Origin of the sequence: Flavobacterium sp. W1B, assembly GCF_047344965.1 — a bacterium.
Lineage (GTDB): Bacteria > Bacteroidota > Bacteroidia > Flavobacteriales > Flavobacteriaceae > Flavobacterium.
Window position 1 is genome coordinate 149,513 of the sequence record NZ_CP178845.1, and the last position, 21,603, is coordinate 171,115.

General features: G+C 33.9%; 18 protein-coding genes. 9 read left to right on the forward strand and 9 right to left on the reverse strand.

What is annotated here, in order from left to right; all coding sequences use genetic code 11:
* Positions 1–8: 8 nt before the first annotated feature.
* The 3 genes from ACMDB5_RS00650 to ACMDB5_RS00660 all read left to right on the forward strand — a co-directional run bounded on the left by ACMDB5_RS00650 (position 9) and on the right by ACMDB5_RS00660 (position 4,339).
* The gene (locus tag ACMDB5_RS00650) at positions 9–1,736 is read left to right on the forward strand and encodes a phospho-sugar mutase (RefSeq protein WP_413999116.1); all 1,728 of its coding nucleotides are present in this window, start codon (positions 9–11) and stop codon (positions 1,734–1,736) included.
* A complete protein-coding gene (locus tag ACMDB5_RS00655) occupies positions 1,736–3,565 on the forward strand; it encodes an ABC transporter ATP-binding protein (RefSeq protein ID WP_413999117.1) in 1,830 nt (609 codons plus the stop codon). The genes ACMDB5_RS00650 and ACMDB5_RS00655 overlap by 1 nt, the downstream gene beginning before the upstream one ends.
* 72 nt (positions 3,566–3,637) lie before the next feature.
* Positions 3,638–4,339: a hypothetical protein gene (locus ACMDB5_RS00660; protein ID WP_413999118.1), complete on the forward strand. Its 702-nt coding sequence runs from the start codon at positions 3,638–3,640 to the stop codon at positions 4,337–4,339.
* A 19-nt stretch (positions 4,340–4,358) separates the two neighbouring features.
* Here ACMDB5_RS00660 and ACMDB5_RS00665 read toward each other — a convergent pair whose 3' ends face one another.
* The 3 genes from ACMDB5_RS00665 to ACMDB5_RS00675 form a co-directional block, all read right to left on the reverse strand.
* Complete coding sequence (locus tag ACMDB5_RS00665) at positions 4,359–5,081, reverse strand: hypothetical protein (protein WP_413999119.1); 723 nt, start codon at positions 5,079–5,081, stop codon at positions 4,359–4,361.
* 106 nt (positions 5,082–5,187) lie between these two features.
* On the reverse strand, positions 5,188–7,614 hold the full coding sequence (locus ACMDB5_RS00670) for a carboxypeptidase-like regulatory domain-containing protein (RefSeq protein ID WP_414000347.1): 2,427 nt from the start codon (positions 7,612–7,614) through the stop codon (positions 5,188–5,190).
* 58 nt (positions 7,615–7,672) lie between these two features.
* Complete coding sequence (locus ACMDB5_RS00675; protein WP_413999120.1) at positions 7,673–9,370, reverse strand: M23 family metallopeptidase; 1,698 nt, start codon at positions 9,368–9,370, stop codon at positions 7,673–7,675.
* A gap of 176 nt (positions 9,371–9,546) precedes the next feature.
* On the opposite strand from ACMDB5_RS00675, the gene ACMDB5_RS00680 reads away from it, so the two are divergent.
* From ACMDB5_RS00680 to rny, 3 genes are all read left to right on the forward strand, one after another.
* Positions 9,547–9,837: a hypothetical protein gene (locus tag ACMDB5_RS00680; RefSeq protein WP_413999121.1), complete on the forward strand. Its 291-nt coding sequence runs from the start codon at positions 9,547–9,549 to the stop codon at positions 9,835–9,837.
* An 8-nt stretch (positions 9,838–9,845) separates the two neighbouring features.
* A complete protein-coding gene (locus tag ACMDB5_RS00685) occupies positions 9,846–10,139 on the forward strand; it encodes a cell division protein ZapA (RefSeq protein ID WP_072939334.1) in 294 nt (97 codons plus the stop codon).
* A gap of 209 nt (positions 10,140–10,348) precedes the next feature.
* Positions 10,349–11,911: a ribonuclease Y gene (gene rny, locus ACMDB5_RS00690; protein WP_413999122.1), complete on the forward strand. Its 1,563-nt coding sequence runs from the start codon at positions 10,349–10,351 to the stop codon at positions 11,909–11,911.
* 74 nt (positions 11,912–11,985) lie between these two features.
* On the opposite strand, the gene xerD is transcribed toward rny, so the two are convergent.
* The 4 genes from xerD to ACMDB5_RS00710 all read right to left on the reverse strand — a co-directional run bounded on the left by xerD (position 11,986) and on the right by ACMDB5_RS00710 (position 15,267).
* Entirely contained in the window at positions 11,986–12,885 is a 900-nt protein-coding gene (gene xerD / locus ACMDB5_RS00695; RefSeq protein ID WP_413999123.1) for a site-specific tyrosine recombinase XerD, read from the reverse strand.
* 78 nt (positions 12,886–12,963) lie between these two features.
* Positions 12,964–13,476: a hypothetical protein gene (locus tag ACMDB5_RS00700; protein ID WP_413999124.1), complete on the reverse strand. Its 513-nt coding sequence runs from the start codon at positions 13,474–13,476 to the stop codon at positions 12,964–12,966.
* A 334-nt stretch (positions 13,477–13,810) separates the two neighbouring features.
* Positions 13,811–14,386 (reverse strand): porin family protein, encoded by a 576-nt coding sequence (locus tag ACMDB5_RS00705; RefSeq protein WP_413999125.1) that lies wholly within the window; start codon positions 14,384–14,386, stop codon positions 13,811–13,813.
* 332 nt (positions 14,387–14,718) lie between these two features.
* The gene (locus ACMDB5_RS00710) at positions 14,719–15,267 is read right to left on the reverse strand and encodes a hypothetical protein (protein ID WP_413999126.1); all 549 of its coding nucleotides are present in this window, start codon (positions 15,265–15,267) and stop codon (positions 14,719–14,721) included.
* A gap of 334 nt (positions 15,268–15,601) precedes the next feature.
* On the opposite strand from ACMDB5_RS00710, the gene ACMDB5_RS00715 reads away from it, so the two are divergent.
* From ACMDB5_RS00715 to ACMDB5_RS00725, 3 genes are all read left to right on the forward strand, one after another.
* Complete coding sequence (locus ACMDB5_RS00715; RefSeq protein ID WP_413999127.1) at positions 15,602–16,165, forward strand: porin family protein; 564 nt, start codon at positions 15,602–15,604, stop codon at positions 16,163–16,165.
* Positions 16,166–16,240: 75 nt separating this feature from the next.
* Positions 16,241–16,654 (forward strand): type II 3-dehydroquinate dehydratase, encoded by a 414-nt coding sequence (aroQ, locus tag ACMDB5_RS00720; protein WP_413999128.1) that lies wholly within the window; start codon positions 16,241–16,243, stop codon positions 16,652–16,654.
* Positions 16,655–16,752: 98 nt separating this feature from the next.
* The gene (locus ACMDB5_RS00725) at positions 16,753–19,236 is read left to right on the forward strand and encodes a DUF5686 and carboxypeptidase regulatory-like domain-containing protein (RefSeq protein WP_413999129.1); all 2,484 of its coding nucleotides are present in this window, start codon (positions 16,753–16,755) and stop codon (positions 19,234–19,236) included.
* A 78-nt stretch (positions 19,237–19,314) separates the two neighbouring features.
* On the opposite strand, the gene ACMDB5_RS00730 is transcribed toward ACMDB5_RS00725, so the two are convergent.
* Both ACMDB5_RS00730 and murA read right to left on the reverse strand, forming a co-directional pair.
* A complete protein-coding gene (locus ACMDB5_RS00730; RefSeq protein ID WP_413999130.1) occupies positions 19,315–20,190 on the reverse strand; it encodes a cation diffusion facilitator family transporter in 876 nt (291 codons plus the stop codon).
* Positions 20,191–20,204: 14 nt separating this feature from the next.
* Positions 20,205–21,518, reverse strand: a complete 1,314-nt coding sequence (murA, locus tag ACMDB5_RS00735) for a UDP-N-acetylglucosamine 1-carboxyvinyltransferase (RefSeq protein ID WP_413999131.1) — start codon at positions 21,516–21,518, stop codon at positions 20,205–20,207.
* Positions 21,519–21,603: the final 85 nt, after the last annotated feature.

Consider the following 21,603-nt stretch of genomic DNA (forward strand, 5'->3'; position numbering starts at 1 on the left):
TTACATAAATGAAAATAGAACAAAACATTTTAGACGCAGCAAACAATTGGCTTACCCCCACCTTCGACATTGAAACACAAGAACAAATCAAAAAAATGATTGCTTCTTCCCCAAAAGAACTAGAGGAAAGTTTTTATAAAAATCTTGAATTTGGTACTGGTGGGATGCGAGGTATAATGGGAGCAGGAATCAATCGCATTAATAAGTATACCTTAGGGAAAAGCACTCAAGGTCTTTCTGATTATTTGCATACTGTATTCCCAAACCAATCTATAAAAGTAGCCATAGCATATGATTGCCGTCATAACAGCAATACTTTAGCAAAAATCGTTGCCGATGTTTTCTCTGCCAATAGCATTGAAGTCTATTTATTTTCAGATTTAAGACCCACACCTGAATTATCATTTGCCGTTAGGCACTTAGGTTGCCAATGCGGAATTGTACTTACCGCCTCTCATAATCCACCGGAATATAACGGATACAAAGTATACTGGGAAGACGGCGGACAAATCGTACCACCAGAAGACAAGGCAATCATTAACAGCATCGAAAATTTAAACTACGACCAAATTAAGTTTGACGCAAATGAAGATTTGATTCATTACACTGATAAAGAAGTTGATCAAGCTTTTATAAAATCATCAATTGAAAACGCAAGCTTCAATACTCCTGCTGATGCAAAAGAAAATCTAAGTATTGTTTTTACTTCATTACACGGAACTTCCATTGTATCAGTTCCTGAAACCTTATCGCAGGCGGGTTACACCAATGTACATATCGTTGAAGAACAAGCCGTTCCTAATGGCGATTTCCCAACAGTAAAATCACCAAATCCAGAAGAGCCGGAAGCTTTGGCTATGGCGCTGGCATTGGCCGACAAAACAAATGCAGATATTGTTGTTGGTACCGATCCTGATTGTGACCGTTTAGGAGTTGCTGTTCGAAATAATGAAGGGCAAATGATCTTGTTAAACGGAAACCAATCGATGATCTTAATGACCGCCTTTTTATTGGAACAATGGAAAAAAGCAGGGAAAATTAACGGAAAACAATTCGTTGGTTCCACGATCGTCTCCACTCCTATGGTGATGGAATTAGCCACAAATTATGGCGTGGAATGCAAGATAGGCTTAACCGGGTTCAAATGGATTGCCAAAATGATCAAGGACTTTCCGGAATTAGAATTCATTGGCGGTGGCGAAGAAAGCTTTGGATTTATGGTTGGTGATGCTGTTCGCGATAAGGATGCTGTTGCGGCAACCTTATTAATCTGCGAAGTTGCTGCACAAGCCAAAGCCAAAGGAAGCTCTGTTTACAAAGAACTATTACAATTATATGTAGACCACGGATTTTACAAAGAACATCTCGTTGCCATAACCAAAAAAGGAATCGAAGGATTGCAAGAAATCAATCAAATGATGATTAACTTGCGTGAAAACCCATTGAAAGAAATCAACGGTCAAAGAGTGATTATGATGGAGGACTATCAATCTTCGATAGCAAAAAACTTATTGAGCGGAGAAGAAGAAACAATGGCTATTCCAAAATCGAATGTGCTTATTTACTACACTGAAGATGGTTCTAAAATTTGTGCGAGACCTAGTGGAACCGAACCAAAAATTAAATTCTACATTAGCACAAATGCCGAATTATACGATGTAGAAGATTTCGAGGAAGCGGATACCATTCTGAACGAAAAAATAAAAAATATAATCTCTGATTTAGGAATAAAATAATGGACGAAAATATAAAAAAAATTATCCCTTTTGCAAAAAAGTATAAGATACATGTGATATGGAATGTAATTCACAACGTATTATATGCTCTTTTTGGAACAATAGGAATGATAATGATTTTTCCTGTATTAAAAGTTCTTTTTGGTAATGAAGAAAAAGTTACTAAGTTACCTGAATACCAAGGAATTTCTAGTATAGACAGCTATTTAAATGACACTCTTTTTTATTATGTGAATTATTTCTCCGAATCACGCGGGGCTAATTACGCCTTATTATTAACGGTTTCATTAGTTGTAATAACCTTTTTGTTCAAAAACTTATTTGGTTATCTAGGATTGCAACATTTAACCAAAATTAAAACAGGGGTTCTTCGTGATTTGCGTCAAAAAATGTTCAAAAAAATCATCGAACTTCCAATTCCTTATTATTCCGAGAAGCGAAAAGGTGATGTAATGGCGCGTATGCTTGGTGATGTCAATGAAGTTCAAAACTCTTTTTTCATGGTTTTAGAACTCATCATTAAAGAACCATTGACAATCATTTTCTCCTTGATTGCAATGATTAATATTAGCTGGAAGTTGACTCTATTCGTGTTTATTTTCATTCCAATTTCAGGATTTATAATTTCCAAAATAGGAAAATCCCTGAAAGGGCAATCGACAAAAGCACAGCAAGAAAATGGACATCTAATCTCGATTGTAGAAGAGACATTAAGTGGCTTGAAAGTTATAAAAGGATATAATGCCGAAAATTTCTTCTCCAAAACCTTTAACGACTCAATCAATCAATTGTATATACTAACAAATAGTATCGGAAAGAAAAACAATTTAGCTTCTCCGATGTCAGAATTTCTGGGTATTGTTGTTATTTCCATTCTTCTTTTTTACGGAGGTAATTTAGTATTAGTAGATAAATCTTTAGACGGCTCATTATTCATCGCTTATATTGGTTTGGCTTACAATATTTTGACTCCTGCCAAAGGAATTGCAAAAGCTTCTTATCAAGTAAAAAATGGTTTAGCTGCAGCTGAAAGAGTTTTTGAAGTATTGGAAGTAGAAAACACAATTAAAGACAAAAAAGATGCTGTCGAGTTAAAGGATTTTAAAAATGAAATTCACATAAAAAATATTACGTTCTCTTATGAAGAAGAACCGGTATTGATAGACTTCTCGTTGACGATTCCCAAAGGAAAAACGGTTGCTTTAGTTGGACAATCTGGAAGTGGAAAAAGTACAATTGCCAATTTACTGACTCGTTTTTATGATGTAAATATTGGAGAAATTTCAATAGATAATCATAACATAAAAGATGTCACGATGGAGTCTTTGCGTGGTTTGACCGGTTTAGTTACTCAGGACAGTATCATGTTCAACGGAACGATCAAGGACAATATTAGATTGGGTAATCTAGAAGCGACAGATGATGAAATTATCGAAGCCTTAAAAATTGCCAATGCCTATGAATTCGTAAAAGACTTGCCAAAAGGAATCCATACCAACATTGGTGACAGCGGAAACAAACTTTCCGGCGGTCAAAAACAACGTTTGAGTATTGCTCGTGCCGTACTGAAAAATCCTCCGATTATGATTTTGGATGAGGCTACTTCGGCATTGGATACCGAAAGCGAAAAATTTGTACAAGTGGCATTAGAGAATATGATGCAAAACAGAACATCAATTGTAATTGCGCATCGTCTTTCGACTATCCAAAAAGCTGACACTATTGTGGTAATGCAAAAAGGAAAAATAGTTGAACAAGGAACGCACGATGAATTAATTACCTTAAACGGAACCTACAACAAGTTAGTTATGATGCAGTCATTTGAATAATGATTAAAGACTAACTTTAGATTTCGAAACGTATGAAAATCTTAAAATAATTTAATTTTTAAATCTACAAAAATGTACCTCAATAGTCCAAACATAAAACTTCCGGAAGATCCTGATACCATTGTTTGGAAATATTTAGACTTGTCTAAGTTTTTGGATTTATTGATGTCCAAAAAACTATTCATGTCCCGATCCGATAAATTCGAGGATCAATACGAAGGTACTTTTAGCGAACCCACTTATGAAGAAATCAGAAAACTTTCTATTGACAATCCTGATTTCTTAAATTATTACAAAACCCACCGAGAAAAAGTAGCCGTCAGCAGTTGGCATATCAATGAATATGAGTCTTTTGCCATGTGGCAAATTTTTACCCAGAACAGCGAAGGACTCGCCATTCAATCCACAATTGGGAGATTACAAAAAGCACTTAGTCCTGAAACTAATTACAAACAATATATTGGTGAAGTCAACTACATAGATTACAAGAAAGAATACATCCCTTTTGATGATATGTTTTTTCCATTTTTATTCAAACGTAAAAGTTTTCAATACGAGCGTGAGGTTCGCATCATCACTGATACAGCCGAAAAAAAAATCATACTCAATGACGGTTTAAAAATTAACGTGGACATTTGTCAATTGATTGAAAAAATATACATCCATCCCAAATCTGAAAACTGGTACAAAGACCTAGTCATTAAGCTGGTAAAAAAACTTGACTTTGACTTCACTATTGAAAAATCAGATTTAGAAAGTGACATTCTGATTTAAAGAGAAAAAGATGTTCGTTTTATATCGGTTCGTAACTGCTCACCTTCCATTCGTCATTTGATAGATTGACATAATTGTAATGCACTACATCGTTTTTATCAAATTGCCCATTTTTATTGGTATCCTCAATGGTTCTGAAATACAAGCGGTTTTTAGACTCAATTAGGTTCCAGTCTATTAACTCATGGTAGTTTTTGGAAATTTTAGTAAAGCGATCTCCACTTATTTCACTCAAATAAATAGCTTTAATATCACTTGCGTCTAATTTTCCATCTCTATTGGTATCCATATCAAACATGGTGTAAACCATAATTTGTTTTTTAGTTCTATCGGAAACTGATTTCAAATAAGTTGCTGTTTGTATCAAAGCGGGTTTATCTGTTAAGGTTCTAATAGAATCTGAATCTGTTTTTTGAAATTTTAGATTTTGCAAATAACCCGTAATTTCATTCTCTCCATAATTAGAAATCGTAAAACTCAAATCAATCACACTCGAAGAACCATATCTAGCCTTTGTTCCTCTTTCATAAACTCTTAAATCTCCTACTGGATGAATTAAATAATCGGTTCCTTCCATCTGAATTGGCAAATCAGAAATCGAGATTTGAGTAGAATCCATTTTAACGACTCCTTTATCTTTATTAGCGGCATCATAAATTACTTTTGGCTTTTCTACCTCTTCCCTACAACTAGCTAAAAGTAAAACCGAAAAACCCAATAATGCTATATGTAATTTTTTCATAACGATGTAATATTAAAAATAAATTCAAATGTAATCAATTTTAAAAATGGTTCTAATATTTACAAGCTTTTTATGCTCTAAAATCGATAGAACAAATCTCATTTCACTACAACTTGGCATTTAACTTTACATTAAACACCCTTGTGGTCATATAATTTGGAATGGCATATTCTCTTTTTGAATAGACGTCGCGAACCCAAGTATTGGTTATTGCATTTTGGTTATTGAAAAGATTAAAAATTTCCAATCCTATAGCTAATTCTTTAAAATTCCCTAACCAATTTGTTTTTGTCTTCGCTGCCGAATTAGCAACCAAAACCTTAGAAAAACCTATATCTACCCTGCGATAATCTTTTAACCTATTTTGATACAAATAGGGATCCGAATAAGATGGCGAACCTCCCGGTAATCCGGTATTGTAAACCAGATTCAAATATAATTTCATACTTGGAATATTAGGCATATAGTCCTGAAACAAAAGTCCAAATTTCAAGCGTTGATCCGTTGGTCTGGCAATGTATCCCTTACTGGCGCTGTTTTCTTCTGTTTTAAGATATCCAAAACTAAACCAAGATTCGGTTCCTGGAACAAACTCTCCGTTCAATCGAACATCCAATCCTTGCGCATACCCTTTGGCAACATTAGAAGCTGCATATCGTATTCTTACATTGTCAATAGTATAAGTATTTACATCCGTCAGAGATTTATAATACAGCTCCGAAATGAGTTTAAAAGGGCGACTCCACATTTTAAAACTATAATCATTGCTTAAAACAAAATGAACGGATTGTTGCGCTTTGACATTGGGTTGAACCAGTCCATCAGCATCTCTAAGTTCCCTATAAAACGGCGGCTGATGAAACAATCCTCCCGATATTCTAAAAACCATTTCTTTTTCCCAATCCGGTTTTAGGGCAAACTGCATCCTGGGGCTAAAAGTAAACTGAGACTCACTTTTTTCTGCCGTGCCCAAAACTTCCCAGCTGTGCAAGCGAACACCTGCATTATACCAAACTTCGCTATTTCCGATGTGCCCTTTTCGACCCCATTGTCCATAACCCGAAAATCTATTGATAGTATTGAAATTTGTGGCACGTATATTTTGATAAGGAACCAATGGTCCTTCATAAGAAAAATAAGGCTGATCCTTTTTGGGCAAGTCAATAATAGGTGGGTTTATCGAAAAACCAGCCGAATCAATCACTTCCCATTCTATTACTCGATCCCGAATCGATTCCCGAGTATATTTGATTCCCCACTCCAATTGATTCTTTTTCCAATCATGAAACCCTTTTATTTCAGCATTGACAATAAAGGCGTCTAAATCATTTCGAGCGTGATTCAATTGCGAACCAATTCCCCTGGTAAAAGAAACATCACCATAGCTATCAGAACCAATATTTGAATCTACTTCTCCCAAACGGTATTGTGCCAAAATATCAAAATATTCTTGTTCTAAAGTATGAAATGCCGAACCAATAAATTTCAATGTAAAAGAATCTGATGCCTTAAAAGTTGTTTTTATGGCCCCAAAATAAGTATCGTATTTATCCTTTTCTTGTCCTTCATAATAAACAGTAAGCGCCATAGGCTTGTCAATAGTACCAAATTTAGTTTGCCTTGTCAATGGCTCGTATTGGTAATTATTTTGCGAGATATTCCCTAAGAAACTCCATTGCCATTTTGCCGAAGCCTGATAATTTACATTTGTTTGAACATCAACAAATGTCGGTTTAAAATTAGTTTGAGTATCCTGACTTTTCACCAAAAGACTATTGTTACGATAACGAACCCCAGTGATTGCGTTCCATTTCTTATTTTTCGAAACAGCATCGACAGACAGACTTCCACCAAGTAAACTCGCTTCAAGAGTGGCGCCAAATTTCGTTGGTTTTCTATAAGTAATATCCAAAACAGAGGAAAGCTTATCTCCAAATTTGGCCTGAAAACCTCCTGCCGAAAAATCGACATTTTGAACTAAATCGGTATTGGTAAAACTCAAACCTTCTTGCTGTCCCGAACGAATCAGGAAAGGACGATAGATTTCTATTTCGTTGACATAAACTAAATTTTCGTCATAATTTCCTCCTCGCACCGCATATTGTGTACTTAGTTCGTTATTGGAGTTTACACCCGGCAAAGTTTTAAGAATATTTTCGATTCCGGCATTGGCTCCAGGCATTTTACGGATAATCTCCGGCTCAATAACAGTAATCCCCTGAATTTCTTTTTTATTATTCGCGGTAACTATAATCTCACCTATTTGTTCTTGTTGGTCATTCATAACCAAATTAAACTCATAGTCTTCATTAGCTTTTAAAGCGAGAGAAATTGTTGCTTTTTTTAATGCTAGGTGCGTAAAAACAACAATCACCTTTTGATTTACGGGTATTTTTATCTGGTAAAAACCATTTGCATCGGATCGAGTTCCAATGCCAGAACAAGACACATTAACATTGTCTATTGGCTGATTGTTTTTGTCTAAAATAATCCCTTTAACTCGCGCCGTTTGAGCAAAACAAGAAAACCCCATCCACAATGCAACAAAAACAAGAAGTATTTTATTGATGCCCAAGTCCGTATATGTGTTATTATTTTTGACTTCTAAAGAAACGTGTTTCAAATATAGTTGAATTTCCTACATTATCAGTAACCACTACTTTTAAATCATTAGCTCCTTCTGCCACAATGCCATCGCTGAAATTGTGTGTTATTTTTTTTGTTTTATTGTCATATTCGAATAAAATCCAATTCCCGTTCAAATAGCCGTTATATGTTTTTATTCCAGATCTGCTATCATTTATCGAAAGCTGAATTGTCTTCACTCCGCTCAACCATTTCCCTTCAATAGGATTTGCAATAGAAATCGTGGGCGCTATAGTATCAATCGCCAAAGCATATTTACCTAATAACCTTACTCTGGTCGAAAACACATTGTCTTTTCTGGAAGTAGAATTATAGCCCACTTTACCATTTTTATCTATATCAGCTATAAAAACCTTTTCTTTTTGAGCATCGGTATATTTATTATCCTCGATAGAAATTGTAAAATTAGAATGTACCGGAACCGTATCATCATGAAGAAATAAAGTATCGTTTCTTACATCAAAATTCATATCAAAATTTTCATAAAATATCCCCGCAGGAAAGAAAACTGACATGTTATTCTTGGCAAAGCTGTTGTCCTTATTCACTTTTACAAAATAATTTGACACTGCTGGTTCTTTATCAATAATAGGAGTTGACAAATCATAACTAATAGGGATAGAAACTGTATTTTTATTTCCAAAGAAATCAGAAACCTCAATGCGGTACACGGAACTCAAATTAGGAAGTACCGTTATAACTCCATTAGATTCATCCGTTTTTATGATACTCAATTTATAAGGATTAACCATGAATAATTTTTGCACCCTTTGAGACGTTTTTTTATACTTTGAATAATCAATCAAAGCATTTATATAACGCATTTCGTCAAAAGCATAAGTATCAAATTGGTATCCAAAATTAGGTTTCCCATTCAAATACGTCTGCACTTTGTATGCACCGTTTTTATTAAAAGAAACATTATCATAATCTACCGCCGTGATACCAAAACCGATTTTTCCGTTAGCAACGACTTTATTGGCTAAATAGGTTCCATCCTTTTGCAAAGAAACAGCGAGCAATAAAGGTCGTCGTGACTGATTTACTGATGTTTTTCCGTCCAAAGGATAAACATAAACGGCAGAAATAACCGGTTTTTTAGTGTCTGTCAAATATTTATCAAAACCAAATAACATCGGATTGATAATTTTTTCTGTTTTAGTATCTCGTAATTCAAAATGCAGATGCGGACCTTCGGAAGAACCCGTATTCCCAGAAAGAGCAATAGTTTGTCCCTTTTTGACAACCAACTCATTCGGTTTTAAAAACAGTTCCAATTCAAATGATTTTTCTTTATAATGCGCTTTCATGATATAATCGTCAATAGCATCGGTAGTTTTTTGCAAATGACAATATACCGAAGTATAACCATTTGGATGCGTGATGTAAATCGCCTTTCCATTTCCAAAAGTAGAAACCTTTATTCTAGACACATAACCATCGGCAACAGCATGAACGGTTAATCCTTCTTTTTGCAAGGTTTTAAAATCTAAACCGGCATGAAAATGATTGGGTCTCAGCTCACCAAAATTTCCAGACAATTGCATCGGAATATTAAGAGGTGACCCAAAATAGTCTTTTGGGTATTCAGTTTGTCCAAATACGGCACTACAAAACAATAGAAAAATAACAGTGAATTTCATTACATACATTTTTGCTAAGATAAAAAACTAATCCATAAAGCATTCTAAAAAAACACAATTTGTAACCGATTCCTTTGCAATATTTTGGCTTTTTTTAAATAAAAAAACAAATAAAATATTGTAATAATAAAAACTAATACTAAATTTGTCATATTAAGTAATGAATAGGATATATAATGAGTGTAATTGCAGAAATAATTGATACTCTTGAAAATAAGGTTGAAAAACTCATTCTAAAAATAAAAAATTTAGAAAAAAATAATCAGGAATTAAAAATTGAATTAACAAAATCTGCACACATCATAGAAACGCAATCAAATGATTTTGAAGCATTAAAGTTGCAATATGAAACACTTAAGATTGCCAATTCATTATTAGGCAGTGACGATAATAAAAGAGATACAAAGCTTAAAATAAATTCATTAATTCGGGAAATTGATTACTGTATAGCCCAGCTATCAGATTAGTAAAAAAGATGGACGAAAAGCTTAAAATTAAAATATCAATTGCAGACAGAGTCTACCCGCTAACGGTAGAACTTTCTCAGGAAGAAGGCCTTAGAAGCGCTTCTAAAAAAATTGACGTGATGATAAAGCAATTTGAAGAAAATTATGCTGTTCGTGACAAGCAAGATGTTTTAGCTATGTGTGCTTTGCAATTTGCCTCACAAGTAGAGCAAAAACAAATTGATAATACTATTAATGGGGAAGAAACTATTGACAGAATTAAAAAAATTAATGCGCTTTTAGATCAATATCTCGACAATTAAACGTTCTTTACAAAGACTAAGATACTGCCTACATTAGTTCACATTTGGTAAACTCAACACTAACAAATTAGAATGAGCAAATCATCACTACTAAAGCATGCCACGCCTAGGCGAGGAAACTTGAACAGTGAGTTAGCTCAAAACTTGTCATTCCGAGTTTATTCAATCATCCTAATGTAGGCTTTTTTTATATATAAATTTTAACAAACATGGACATATTAACGATCGTCATTTCAGGTATTATAGGTATTGCAGCTGGTTTTGGGATAGCCAAAATCATAGAGAAAAGCAATATTTCCAACTTAATCAAAAATGCTAAAAAAGAAGCGGTATCTATTTTAAAAGATGCCAATCTTGAAGCAGAAAACATTAAAAAAGATAAAATTCTCCAAGCAAAAGAGAAATTTATCGAATTAAAATCAGAGCATGAACAAGTAATTCTTGCCAGAGACAAGAAAGTAGCTGAAGTTGAAAAAAGAACCAGAGACAAGGAATCACAAGTTTCTAATGAACTTTCTAAAGCCAAGAAAGTAAACGACGATTTTGAAACAAAAACAGCTGAATATAACGCAAAAATTGAAGTTTTAGACAAGAAACAACTTGAAGTTGACAAATTGCACAAAAGTCAATTACAACAACTTGAAGTAATATCTGGTTTATCTGCTGAGGAAGCTAAAAATCAATTAGTGGAAGGTCTTAAAGCCGAAGCTAAAACTAAGGCAATGTCTCATATTCAAGATACAATTGAAGAGGCTAAATTAACCGCACAACAGGAAGCTAAGAAAATCATCATCAATACGATCCAAAGAGTTGGTACAGAGGAAGCGGTAGAAAACTGTGTATCTGTATTCAATATTGAATCTGATGATGTAAAGGGTAGAATTATTGGTCGTGAAGGAAGAAACATTAGAGCATTGGAAGCTGCAACTGGCGTTGAAATCATTGTAGATGATACTCCTGAAGCGATTATCCTTTCTTGTTTTGACCCTGTGCGTAGAGAAATTGCTCGATTAGCGTTACACAAATTAGTTACTGACGGTCGTATTCACCCGGCACGTATTGAAGAAGTTGTTGCTAAAACAGCCAAACAAATTGACGACGAGATAATCGAAGTTGGAAAACGCACCGTTATCGATTTAGGAATCCACGGATTACATCCAGAATTGATAAAAGTAGTAGGACGTATGAAATACCGTTCTTCTTACGGACAAAATTTATTGCAACACTCGCGCGAAGTTTCTAAACTTTGTGGAATCATGGCAGCCGAATTAGGTCTTAATGTAAAATTAGCCAAGAGAGCAGGTTTATTACACGATATCGGTAAAGTTCCAGATACTGAAAGTGATTTGCCACACGCATTATTAGGTATGCAATGGGCTGAAAAATATGGTGAAAAAGAAGAAGTATGTAATGCTATTGGAGCGCATCACGATGAAATTGAAATGAAATCTTTGTTATCTCCAATTATCCAAGTTTGTGATGCCATTTCTGGTGCAAGACCTGGTGCAAGAAGACAAGTATTAGATTCTTACATCCAACGTTTGAAAGACTTGGAAGAAGTTGCTTATGGATTTACAGGTGTAAAAAATGCTTACGCCATTCAAGCAGGTAGAGAACTTCGTGTTATTGTAGAAAGTGAAAAAGTTTCTGACGACAACGCCGCTTCTTTATCGTTTGAAATATCTCAAAAAATCCAAACGGAAATGACTTACCCCGGTCAAGTTAAAGTAACTGTAATTAGAGAAACTAGAGCGGTAAATATCGCTAAATAAATAATACATGTGTTAATTAGAATTAGCACTATACAAAAGCATTTCGGTAAATCTGAAATGCTTTTTTTTATTACTTATTTTTTTCGGGGGTGAAAAGTATTAATCACCTCCGTCAAAAATTTCCTATCCAAATGCAAATAAATTTCGGTTGTAGTTATAGACTCATGCCCAAGCATTAACTGAATGGAGCGTAAATCGGCACCATTTTCCAAAAGATGTGTAGCAAAAGAGTGACGAAAAGTATGAGGACTTATTTTTTTATTCAATTGTATTTTTGCTGCCAAATCTTTTATAATGGTAAAAACCATAGCTCTTGTCAACTGACCACCTCTTCTATTTAGAAACAAAGTATCTCCAAATTCTTTCTTTATTTTCAGATGAATCCGCATAGTATCTTTATAAAGCTGTATGTATTTCTGGGCTAACTTACCCACCGGTACGAACCGTTGTTTATTTCCTTTTCCGGTAATTTTAATAAAACCTTCTTCAAAAAACAAATCGGAAATTTTTAAGGAGACCAATTCTGACACCCTAAGTCCGCATCCATAAAGTGTTTCAAGCATCGCTCGATTGCGTTCCCCTTCATTAGAACTTAAATCAATCGCCTGTATAAGAGAATCGATTTCTTCGATAGACAAAGTATCCGGTAATTTTCTTCCGGTTCTGGGCGCCTCAATAAGCTCCAAAGGATTATCCAAACGGTAATCTTCAAATATCAAATAACCAAAAAAACTTTTAAGCCCGGAAATTATTCTGGCCTGAGAGCGTGCGTTTACTTGGTCAGAAACAGCATAAACAAACTGTTGAATTGTTTCCTCGGTAATTTTAAGTGGCGAAACCTCAATATTATTCTCCGAAAGAAAAAGACACAAACGCTCGATGTCAAAAGTATAATTCTCGATGGTGTTCTTTGACAAACCACGCTCTATTTTTAAATAGGATTGATAGCTTTTGATATAGGAATTCCAATTCATATTACAAATTAACGATTTTTACAGACATAAAAAAACCTCCCGTTTGGGAGGTTTTCAATATTAAAATCTAAACTAGCACTAAAACTTGTAATTGAATCCTAAATTGATTGAAGCAGCTGTAGCTCCATCAGAAGAAATCCCTTTATATCCTGCGTAAAATTCAATTTTTTCTGTTTGGTATCCGAATTTTGGTTGGTATAAAAATCCACCATCTCCTTCGCCTTCACCAGCATAAATAGCATATCCTAAATCTGCGCCAACAAATAAATTATCTGAAAGAGAATATTGCGCTGTACCTGCTACTGGTATAAAACCAATCGTAGGATTTTTTATTTCACCAGAAATACCAAACCCAAAATCAAAAGTTTCAGTTTTCCCTAAATAAGCAGTATATCCAGTAGTTACACCCGCTTTAAATTGATCAGCTACATCCCATAAATAAGCTACATCAACACCTAAGTTTAGAGAATACGAATCTTTAATGTCCCCCATTGGCAATCCAACATGAGCTCCTAATTTAAATTTTCCTTCTTGCGCATTAGCAAAGCTAAATGCAAATACAGCCACCGCTGCTAAAATAACTTTTTTCATTTTTATTTTTATTAAAATTTAAAAGCTAATTTAGTATTTATCTTATTAAAAAAAATAAAAATCATATTCTAAAAAAATAAAACTTACAAAAAAAACACAAATAGCCAAATCAAACATATCACAAACCACTGTTTCACTTTTAATTACAAAATAGCCCTCACTATATTTAGTGATATTTATATCAAACATAAAAAAACAAATTTTAACACATTTAAACTTGTTTTTTATTTCCTCAGGACTAATTTCGGAGCTAAAATGGACATATTTAAAAAAAAACAATAAAAAAAACCTCCCGAAATAGAGAGGTTCTAAAACTAATTATTTTTTTAAAATATTAGAACTTACAAGCCAATGACAATGATAAAACAGAGTTATGAACTTTAGTCTTTTCACCTAAGAGAGCATCAAATTCTTCAGTAAAAAGATTTGACAAACCTAAATTATAACGAACCCCTACAGAAATTTTTTCTGTAAAATCATATCCGGCACCAAAGTTCAATCCAAAATCTGTTGATTTAAATAATTTTTTTACGTCACCTGATAGCCCTCCATCCTCTTTCACTTTTGCAGACGTCAAAAAACCGACTTGAGGACCAACTTCTAAATTAAATTTTGGAGCGGCTAAATACTTAATCATAACAGGAATATTAACATAAGCTGTTTTAAAATTCCCTCCATCACCATCAGCTCCTTGTGTAGAATATAATAACTCAGGTTGTATAGCAAATTTATCCGAAACATTAATTTCAGCAAAGCCTCCAACATTAAAACCAACTAATGTGGTATTATCTTGTATATCGCCAGAAAAATTAGCAAAATTCAATCCCCCTTTTATTCCAAATTTAGCTTCTTGCGCATTAGCAAAGCTAAATGCAAATACAGCCACCGCTGCTAAAATAACTTTTTTCATTTTTATTTTTATTAAAATTTCAGAGCTAACTTAGTATTTATCTTATTAAAAACAATAAAAACTCCTATTCTAAAAAAACAAAACATATAAAAAAAACACAAATAACCAAATTAAGCCCGTCATAAAACACTGTTTTACTTTCAATTAAAGAATAATCCCTCACTATATTTAATGATTTTTTTAACAATCAAAAAATATATATATTTTAACACATATTTCTTACACTTTAAAGATCAACTTTAGATCAAAACCGACATCATTTTAGTAAAAATTATCCATAAAAAAACCCTCCACATTAGCAGAAGGTTTTAAATATTTAAGCTTTTATAATATTAGAAATGCAATGCGAATCCAACTCTTACCTCAAAGATTCCTTTATCATAAAAATCTTCATTTAAACTTACGTTGTAACGTAAACCAGGCTCAATAGAAACATTATCTCCCAAAAAAATGGCATAACCACCCTGAATTCCGAACCAAAGAGGATTCTCTCCGGCGTCTTTCCAAGAAGCTCCCGTCAAATCCAATTGAACCGGAATCATACTGCTAATATAATACTTAGCCCCTACTTTATAAGTAAACGAAGTGACATCTCCATCAAAAACACTGGAATATCCAAGACCCGCCTTAATAGCCAGATCATCTATTACAAAATAACCCGCTTCAGCACCAATAGCCCATTCTGTATTGCCATCAGTTGTAGTAAAACCAAAACTTGTATTGGCCGAATGAGCAGCAGTTCCACCTCCAAAACCAGTATTGGCCTCAATTAGCCATTTCCCTTCAGAGGTTTGACCACCGTTATTATGCATTTTTTTGTCCTGCGCAGTTACAAATCCAAAAATGAATAATGCTACTGCCGATAAAGTAATTTTTTTCATGATGTTTGATTTAGAAATTAGTATACCAAAGTTACTTAACACCTCTAAAAACCACCCACTCAAAAACACAAAATCGTTGACTAGCAATATATCAGGATTAAACCCATACAAAAAAAACACTCTGAAAGTTTAAGATTACATTTTCGAAAAGATTCTTAAAAAAGAACAGGATAAAAAAACGACTTATTTTCAGACAAAAAGGTCTTGTGAAGAAAAATTAAAACGAACAAATAAACTGATTCTTTCACAAAAAAAGCAAAATAACACAATAATTATCCAACTAAAGAGTTTTAAATTGCGAACTCAAATTAGATGTAAATAAAAAACCCTACTTATGAAAAAAGCCTTTCTAGTCGCCACGATTTTTCTTGGTTTGTCTGCAAGTATCCAAGCTCAATCTATTAAATTCGGAATCAAAGCCGGACTAAATTACGCCAATCAAACAGGTACTGATATTACAATAAACAGCACCAATTACAAAACTGATGCTATTACTAGTTATCATGTAGGTTTAATAGCTGAACTAAACCTAACCAATGGTTTCGCTATACAACCAGAATTACTATACTCAACACAGGGTGCTTCTTACAAAAATTTAGGAACAGAATTCAAAAATGAATTGGGCTATATATCTATTCCAGTTTTGGCAAAAATAAATTTAAGCAAAGCCATTAGTTTAGATCTTGGCCCACAGGCATCTTTCTTATTGAGCGAAAAAAATGATTTTAATGTAAAAAATGCAGAAAGTTTTGAGTTTGGATTGGCAGGAGGATTAAGTTTAAATATCACTAAAAACTTTTTTCTACAAGGTCGCTATGTATTAGGACTAACAGAAGCTTCAAAAGAGGCAGAGGTTAAGAACTCTGTACTTCAAGTTTCGGCTGGATTTAAATTCTAAAATCACAAAACTAATTCCGTAAAAACCGTTCTTTAATTGGAACGGTTTTTTTATTTTTACAAAAAACTAAAAACTATGAAAATCTGCATCATCAATGGCCCAAACCTCAATCTTTTAGGAAAAAGAGAACCAGAAGTGTACGGAAGTCAAACTTTTGAGGAGTATTTTACCTCACTACAAATAAAATATCCTACAATCGAATTCAGTTATTTTCAAAGTAATATAGAAGGCGAATTAATTGATAAAATTCAGGAATTTGGGTTTTCCTATGACGGAATTATTCTTAATGCAGGTGCTTATACTCATACTTCTATTGGTATTGGAGATGCCATAAAAGCTATAACAACCCCCGTTATCGAAGTTCATATTTCGAATACATTTTCTCGTGAAAGTTTCAGACATCAATCCTACATTTCCGGCAATGCCAAAGGAGTTATCTTAGGTTTTGGATTAAAAAGCTATGACTTGGCTATCCAGTCTTTTTTATAAGCATCCTAAAACCATTAAAAATAATCCTACAAAGGTTTAACAAATTATTAATAGTCTAATTTTTAAGTTCTTATATTTTTGTGAAAGAAAAAACTCTCATGAAAATATTTTTTTTTATTACAGCCACTTTAGTAGCCACTGCCAGCTTTGGCCAAATCAAAGGAACCGTTGCTGATGAGAAAGGAAATCCTTTGCCCTTTGTAACAATATTCGAAGAAGACACTTACAACGGAACCACCTCAAACGAGCAAGGAAAATATGAATTGAATTTAAAAACTGCCGGTAAGAATCCCATCGTTTTTCAATATCTTGGTTTTAAAACTCAAAAAGTAGCTCTTCAAGCAACAAAGCAATCCTATACTTTGGACATTAAAATGACCGAAGAAAGTTTTTCTTTGAATGAAGTGGTGATTAATACCAAAATCAACCCTGCCATTGCCATTATAAAAAATGCTATTACCAGCAAAAAAGAAAATGCCGAAAAAACGGCTCGTTTTAAAGCCGATTTCTATTCCAGAGGTATTTTTAAACTCAAAAATGCGCCCAAAAAGATTTTTGGACAAAAAATTGGCGATATGAATGGCTCTTTGGATTCTACTGGCACCGGAATTATTTCACTATCGGAAACCTTTTCCAAAATTATTTTTGAAAAACCAAACAATTTAAAAGAAGTAGTCACGGCTTCAAAAGTAAGCGGAAACAATAATGGCTACAGCTACAATACCGCCAGATCATCATTTTATGACTTTTACGATAACAATGTCAATTTTGGCATTAACATGGTTTCGCCCATAGCTGACAATGCTTTCGATTATTATAAATTCAATTTAGAAGGCACATTCAACGATGAAAACAACCAAATGATCAATAAGATAAAAGTTATTGCAAAGCGCGATAAGGAACCTGTTTTTGAAGGCTATATCTATATCGTTGAAGATTCCTGGGCAATTTACGCGATAGATTTAGACATAAAAGGCTATCGAATGAAAGAAGATTTCGTAGATGTCATGACCTTAAAACAAAATTTCAATTACAATAAAAACAATAGATTATGGGCAAAAAACACCCAAAGTCTTGATATTACCGCAGGCGCTTTTGGTATAAAATTCTTTGGAAAATACACCTATGTGTACAGTAATTATGAGTTCATCAATTCTTTTGATAAAAAAACTTTCACAAACGAAATTACCACTGTCGAAATCAATTCAAATAAAAAAGACAGCCTTTTTTGGAATGCTAACAGGCCAATCCCTTTGACATTGGAAGAAAAAAGTGACTATATCCGAAAAGACAGTATTTACAAGGTGCGCAATTCAGAAAAATATTTGGATTCTATTGACCAAAAAGGGAATAAGTTCAAAATACTTAAAATCATTAACGGTTATACCTACAGAAATAGCATAAAAAAACAGTCTTTCAAATACGATGGTTTACTAAATCTCGGTTCGTTAAGTTTCAATACGGTTCAGGGTTATAATCTAGATTCCGGTTTTTCATTCACAGATTCAGATGCGGACAAGAAAGGAAAATATACTTCTATAAAAACAAAATTTAATTATGGATTTTCAGAAGATCGATTGCGTGTAACAGGTTTGTTTACACATCGCTTCAATAACCAAGATTACGCAACTTTAACCGCATCCGGAGGAAGTATGGTAAAACAATTCAATGAAAGCCAACCCATCAGCAAGACTATAAATTCTATCAGTTCCTTATTTTTCAAGGATAACTACATGAAATTGTATAATCTGGAGTTTGCCCAACTAAATTATGGTCAAGATATCGCTAATGGAATAAATTTAAACGGAAAAATAGAATTCCAACAACGAAAACTGCTATTCAATACTACCGATTTTTCTTATTTCAACAAAGAGGATTTGTACACTTCGAATAATCCGTTAGCTCCAAACGACTTTGTAAATCCAGGTTTTGAAGAACATCATTTGATGAAGGCAAGTTTGAATGCAAAAATTAATTTTGGAAACAAATATTCCAGCCATCCAGATGGTAAATTCAATATCAGAAACAACAAATACCCTACTCTATTTCTAGCTTACGAAAAATCATTTGCCGGAAGCGACAAAAAATATGAATTTGACCATGTTAGTTCCCGACTTTATTACGAATCAACAATCGGAAACAAAGGAAACTTTGCCTTAAATTTAAAGGCGGGAAAATTTTTTAATGCTGAAAACATTTCATTTATTGACTACAAACATTTTAACGGAAACCAAACACACATTGGGCAAGCTAATCGGTATTTGAATGTATTTAATTTATTGCCTTATTATTCAAACAGCACAAACGACAGCTATTTTGAGGCGCATATGGAACACAATGATCAAGGTTACATTATGAATAAAATTCCGCTGTTGAATAAATTAAAATCAACTATGGTATTAGGTGTCCATACCCTTGCCGTTCCTAATTCAAAACCTTATTCGGAATTCAGTATTGGCCTTGATAACCTTGGTTTTGGAAAATTAAAAATATTCCGTTTTGACTATGTTCGTTCTTACCAAAACGGATATCAAGGTGATGGCGTTATTTTTGGTTTAAAAATTTTGAACGTATTGGAATAACATTCTGTTTTAATAAAAAAACGAGTCCCATTTTTAATTGGACTCGTTTTTTTTATTTTATTATTTCGGCAGAAATAATTAATTGTATTTATCGGGCTCTACATGTATTAAAACATGACCTAATTCAGGAATTTCTTTTCGCAGTGTATCTTTTAGCTTATGAGCTAAATCATGTCCTTCTTTTACCGAAATATCAGCGTCTACTATAGCATGAAGATCAACATGGTATTTCATTCCCGATTTTCGAATAAAACATTTTTCGGTATCGATAATTCCATCCACTTGAAAAGATACTTTTCTGATACGCTCTATCAAATCGTCATATAAATGTTCATCCATAATCTCACCAAGAGCAGGTCTGAAAATCAAATAACTGTTATAAAGAATAAATCCGGAAGCAAAAAGAGCCGCCCAATCATCGGCTTCCTCATAGCCTTTGCCCAAAATCAAAGCAATCGAAATCCCGATAAATGCGGCAACCGAAGTTATTGCATCGCTACGATGGTGCCAAGCATCCGCTTTTAGCGAAGAACTATTGGTTTCCACACCTCTTTTCATGACCAAACGAAAAGAGAATTCTTTCCAAATAATTATTGCCCCTAAAACAATAAGCGTCCAAGGCTTAGGCAAATCATGCGGAACACTTATATTAATGATACTCTCATACGCAATGATTGTCGCAGAGGTAATCAAAAAACCTACCACCAAAAATGTTATTAATGGCTCAGCACGTCCATGTCCGTAAGGATGATTACTATCGGCAGGTTTGTTTGCATATTTGATCCCAAATAGCACTAAAAAAGAGGCAAAAATGTCTGTTGTCGATTCGATAGCATCGGCAATCAAGGCATAAGAATTGCCAAAAAAACCTGCTAAGCCTTTAATAATTGCTAAGCAGGTATTTCCGATTATACTAAAATAGGTTGCCTTTACGGCAGTTTGTTCATTGTTCATTATGCTTGTTGTGTTTATTCAACACGAACAATATTAGCTCCAATAGCTCTCAATCGTTCGTCAATTCTTTCGTAACCACGATCAATTTGTTCTATATTTTGAATGGTGCTTGTTCCTTTTGCCGAAAGAGCTGCAATCAATAAAGAAATACCGGCACGAATATCAGGTGATGACATCGTTGTAGCTTTTAATTGTGACTGAAAATCATGTCCCATAACTACTGCTCTATGCGGATCACACAACATAATTTTGGCTCCCATATCAATTAGTTTGTCCACGAAGAACAAACGGCTTTCAAACATTTTTTGATGAATCAACACATCCCCTTTTGCTTGTGTTGCCACGACCAAAACGATACTCAATAAGTCAGGTGTAAAACCTGGCCAAGGCGCATCGGCAACGGTAAGAATAGAACCGTCAATATCTGTTTTAATTTCATATCCATCTTCATGAGAAGGAATATAAATATCATCTCCTCTGCGCTCTAAGGTGATTCCAATTTTTCTAAAAGTACTAGGAATAACACCTAAGTTATCCCAACTTACATTTCTAATTGTAATTTCACTTCTAGTCATAGCCGCAAGACCAATCCAAGAACCAATTTCAATCATGTCTGGAAGAATTCTGTGCTCACAACCGCCAAGGTATTCTACTCCTTCAATAGTCAATAAGTTTGATCCTACTCCAGTAATTTTGGCTCCCATAGAATTCAACATCTTGCATAATTGTTGCAAATACGGTTCACAGGCAGCATTATAGACAGTTGTTATTCCTTTTGCCAAAACTGCAGCCATTACAATATTAGCAGTTCCTGTTACAGATGCTTCGTCAAGTAGCATATCAGCACCAATCAAGCCGTCTGTAGCCTCAACTCCATAAAAATGGTCTTCTCTATTGTAACGGAATTTTGCACCTAAATTAATAAAGCCTTCAAAATGGGTATCTAATCTTCTTCTTCCTATTTTATCTCCACCTGGTTTCGGGATATATCCTTTTCCAAAACGAGCCAAAAGCGGACCAACAATCATGATAGAACCTCTTAAAGCCCCACCTTCTTTTTTAAACGCTTCGGTTTCTAGATAGCCAACATTCACTTCATCAGACTGAAAAGTATAAGAACCTGAACCGATTTTTTGAATTTTAACACCTAAATTCCCTAAAAGCGTAATTAATTTATTGATATCAATAATATCAGGAATGTTGTTGATTGTTACTTTTTCAGGAGTAAGAAGAACCGCACACAAAATTTGTAATGCTTCATTTTTTGCTCCCTGTGGAGTGATTTCTCCCTTTAGACGAATACCGCCTTCTATTTTGAAAATTCCCATATTATTTTATTAAGATTATAAGGTTTTTAGACATTAACTCATCGAAATTTCTATAGCACTTCAGTGTTATTAACCGACAATTTAA

Excerpts from the sequence above, each read along its gene's own strand:
- ACMDB5_RS00650 (WP_413999116.1), top strand. The coding sequence starts at position 9 with ATGAAAATAGAACAAAACATTTTAGACGCAGCAAACAATTGGCTTACC.
- ACMDB5_RS00655 (WP_413999117.1), top strand. The coding sequence starts at position 1,736 with ATGGACGAAAATATAAAAAAAATTATCCCTTTTGCAAAAAAGTATAAG.
- ACMDB5_RS00660 (WP_413999118.1), top strand. The coding sequence starts at position 3,638 with ATGTACCTCAATAGTCCAAACATAAAACTTCCGGAAGATCCTGATACC.
- ACMDB5_RS00665 (WP_413999119.1), bottom strand. The coding sequence starts at position 5,081 with ATGAAAAAATTACATATAGCATTATTGGGTTTTTCGGTTTTACTTTTA.
- ACMDB5_RS00670 (WP_414000347.1), bottom strand. The coding sequence starts at position 7,614 with ATGGGGTTTTCTTGTTTTGCTCAAACGGCGCGAGTTAAAGGGATTATT.
- ACMDB5_RS00675 (WP_413999120.1), bottom strand. The coding sequence starts at position 9,370 with ATGAAATTCACTGTTATTTTTCTATTGTTTTGTAGTGCCGTATTTGGA.
- ACMDB5_RS00680 (WP_413999121.1), top strand. The coding sequence starts at position 9,547 with ATGAGTGTAATTGCAGAAATAATTGATACTCTTGAAAATAAGGTTGAA.
- ACMDB5_RS00685 (WP_072939334.1), top strand. The coding sequence starts at position 9,846 with ATGGACGAAAAGCTTAAAATTAAAATATCAATTGCAGACAGAGTCTAC.
- rny (WP_413999122.1), top strand. The coding sequence starts at position 10,349 with ATGGACATATTAACGATCGTCATTTCAGGTATTATAGGTATTGCAGCT.
- xerD (WP_413999123.1), bottom strand. The coding sequence starts at position 12,885 with ATGAATTGGAATTCCTATATCAAAAGCTATCAATCCTATTTAAAAATA.
- ACMDB5_RS00700 (WP_413999124.1), bottom strand. The coding sequence starts at position 13,476 with ATGAAAAAAGTTATTTTAGCAGCGGTGGCTGTATTTGCATTTAGCTTT.
- ACMDB5_RS00705 (WP_413999125.1), bottom strand. The coding sequence starts at position 14,386 with ATGAAAAAAGTTATTTTAGCAGCGGTGGCTGTATTTGCATTTAGCTTT.
- ACMDB5_RS00710 (WP_413999126.1), bottom strand. The coding sequence starts at position 15,267 with ATGAAAAAAATTACTTTATCGGCAGTAGCATTATTCATTTTTGGATTT.
- ACMDB5_RS00715 (WP_413999127.1), top strand. The coding sequence starts at position 15,602 with ATGAAAAAAGCCTTTCTAGTCGCCACGATTTTTCTTGGTTTGTCTGCA.
- aroQ (WP_413999128.1), top strand. The coding sequence starts at position 16,241 with ATGAAAATCTGCATCATCAATGGCCCAAACCTCAATCTTTTAGGAAAA.
- ACMDB5_RS00725 (WP_413999129.1), top strand. The coding sequence starts at position 16,753 with ATGAAAATATTTTTTTTTATTACAGCCACTTTAGTAGCCACTGCCAGC.
- ACMDB5_RS00730 (WP_413999130.1), bottom strand. The coding sequence starts at position 20,190 with ATGAACAATGAACAAACTGCCGTAAAGGCAACCTATTTTAGTATAATC.
- murA (WP_413999131.1), bottom strand. The coding sequence starts at position 21,518 with ATGGGAATTTTCAAAATAGAAGGCGGTATTCGTCTAAAGGGAGAAATC.